This window comes from Micromonospora sp. D75, assembly GCF_018070405.1.
Lineage (GTDB): Bacteria > Actinomycetota > Actinomycetes > Mycobacteriales > Micromonosporaceae > Micromonospora > Micromonospora chalcea.
Window position 1 is genome coordinate 1 of sequence record NZ_JAGPXV010000695.1, and the last position, 2,923, is coordinate 2,923.

2 protein-coding genes are annotated in these 2,923 nt (G+C 70.4%); both read left to right on the forward strand.

Annotation, left to right across the window (positions count from 1 at the left end; genetic code table 11):
* A partial coding sequence (locus tag KBX39_RS27770; protein ID WP_210873331.1) for an alkaline phosphatase D family protein occupies positions 1–435 on the forward strand: 435 nt, incomplete at its 5' end.
* Between the two features lie 301 nt (positions 436–736).
* Positions 737–2,923 (forward strand): isoleucine--tRNA ligase (ileS, locus tag KBX39_RS27775; protein ID WP_210873333.1); only part of this gene is annotated, 2,187 nt, incomplete at its 3' end.

Sequence of the window (2,923 nt, forward strand, 5' to 3'; positions counted from 1 at the left end):
GCCCAGGAGGGCGTGGCGCAGGGCGACCACGGCGCGCCGGCCGGCCGGGAGCTGGAGTTCGCCGAGGTGCTGCGCGCCTCGCACCGGGCCGGGGTGACCGGACTGGTGTTCCTCACCGCCGACGTGCACTACACCGCCGCCCACCACTACGACCCGGCCCGTGCGGCGGTGCGGGACTTCAGCCCGTTCTGGGAGTTCGTCTCCGGCCCGGCGCACGCGGGCGCATTCGGCCCGAACGCGCTGGACGGCACGTTCGGCCCGAAGGCGGTGTTCGTGCACGCCCCGCCGCGCGCCAACACCTCCCCGGCCGAGGGCTTCCAGCACTTCGGCGAGGTCACGATCGACGGCCCGTCGGCGGCTCTGACGGTCCACCTGCGGGACCGCTCCGGCGCCTCGCTCTGGACCACCACCCTCCCGGCCCCGTCGCGCCGCTGACACCTCGCCGGGCAGTGGAATACCCGGCGGCGCGGCACGGCGGGCAGGGGGTCGAGTACGCTTGAACGCACAGGCGACGACCCGGCCATCACCGGTGAGCCTCCGGAGGAACAGCCGGGTGACCGGCCCAGTAGAACCGGACGGGACGGCCCGTCACAGCCGGCCAACGAGCGGGCGGTCGCACCTCGGCCGCCAAGCGGGGTGGTACCGCGGGCCACGCCCGGCACGCCGGTCACGGCGTACCGGATCCGGCTCGTCCTCGCAGAGCACAGACGAGTGAGCTGCTGAGGAGCGACAGGCGATGGCCTATCCGTTGCACGACCCGTCCGGCGCCGGTGTCCCGGCGAGCCCGGACCTGCCCGCGGTCGAGCGCCGGGTCCTGGAGCACTGGACGGCCGACAAGACCTTCGAGGCGTCCGTCGAGGCCCGCGACGCCGGCCGCGACGGCGAGAACGAGTACGTCTTCTACGACGGCCCCCCGTTCGCCAACGGCCTGCCGCACTACGGCCACCTGTTCACCGGCTACGTCAAGGACGTGGTGCCGCGCTACCAGACCATGCGCGGCCGGCGCGTCGAGCGCCGGTTCGGCTGGGACTGCCACGGCCTGCCCGCCGAGGTGGTGGCCGAGAAGCAGCTCGGCATCACCACCAAGGCGGAGATCCTCGACCTCGGCGTGGCCCGGTTCAACGACGCCTGCCGCACCTCCGTGCTGGAGTTCACGCACGACTGGGAGCGGTACGTCACCCGGCAGGCCCGCTGGGTCGACTTCGCCAACGACTACAAGACGCTCGACCTGGACTACATGGAAAGCGTCATGTGGGCCTTCAAGACCCTGCACGACAAGGGCCTGGTCTACGAGGGCTTCCGGGTGCTGGCGTACTGCTGGCGGTGCGAGACCCCGCTGTCGAACACCGAGACCCGGATGGACGACGTCTACCGGGACCGGCACGACCCGACGCTCACCGTCTGGTTCGGGCTGACCGCTGACGAGAACGCGCCGGAGCCGCTGCGCGGGCCGGTCAAGCTGGGCGTCTGGACCACCACGCCGTGGACGCTGCCGTCGAACCTGGCGCTCGCCGTCGGCCCCGACATCGAGTACGCGGTGCTGGAACGCGACGGTGAGCGCTACGTCGTCGGCGCCGCGCGCCTCGGCGCGTACGCCAAGGAGCTGGAGGGGTACGAGCAGGTCGGCACGGTGTACGGCCGGGACCTGGTCGGGCGTCGCTACACGCCGCTGTTCGACTTCCTGGTCGAGCCGGCCGGGGAGAACGCCTACCAGGTGCTCGCCGCGGACTTCGTCACCACCGAGGACGGCACCGGGATCGTCCACCTCGCCCCCGCGTTCGGTGAGGACGACCAGAACGTCTGCAACGCCGCCGGCATCCCCACCGTCGTGACCGTGGACGACCACACCCGGTTCACCGCGCTGGTGCCGCCGTACCAGGGCGAGCAGGTCTTCGACGTGAACAAGCCGGTGATCCGGGAACTCAAGGAGCGGGGCGTGGTGCTGCGGCAGGACACCTACACCCACTCCTACCCGCACTGCTGGCGCTGCGACACCCCGCTGGTCTACAAGGCGGTGTCGTCCTGGTTCGTCGCGGTGACGAAGTTCAAGGACCGGATGGTCGAGCTGAACCAGCAGATCAACTGGACGCCCGGGCACATCAAGGACGGCTCGTTCGGCAAGTGGCTGGCCAACGCCCGCGACTGGTCGATCAGCCGGAACCGGTTCTGGGGCTCGCCGATCCCGGTGTGGCGCTCCGACGACCCGAACTACCCGCGGGTGGACGTGTACGGGTCGCTGGCCGACATCGAGCGTGACTTCGGCGTACGCCTGACCGACCTGCACCGGCCGGCGGTGGACGACCTGGTCCGTCCCAACCCGGACGACCCGACGGGCAAGTCGATGATGCGCCGGGTGCCGGAGGTGCTGGACTGCTGGTTCGAGTCCGGCTCGATGCCGTTCGCCCAGGTGCACTACCCGTTCTCCAACCGCGAGTGGTTCGAGCACCACTACCCGGGTGACTTCATCGTCGAGTACATCGGGCAGACCCGCGGCTGGTTCTACACCATGCACGTGCTGGCCACCGCGCTGTTCGACAGGCCGGCGTTCCGCAACTGCATCAGCCACGGCATCCTGCTCGGCTCGGACGGCCGCAAGATGTCCAAGAGCCTGCGCAACTACCCGGACGTCTACCACGTGTTCGACTCCTACGGGTCGGACGCGATGCGGTGGATGCTGATGTCCTCGCCGGTGCTGCGCGGCGGCGACATGGCGGTCACCGAGTCGCTGATCCGGGACGCGGTGCGCCAGGTGCTGCTGCCGCTGTGGAACGTCTGGTACTTCTTCTCGCTCTACGCCAACGCCGACGGCTACACCGCGCGTCGCCGTACCGACTCCACGCACGTGCTCGACCGGTACGTGCTGGCGAAGACGAACGAGCTGGTGGCGACCGTCGGCGCGCAGATGGACGCGTACGACATCTCC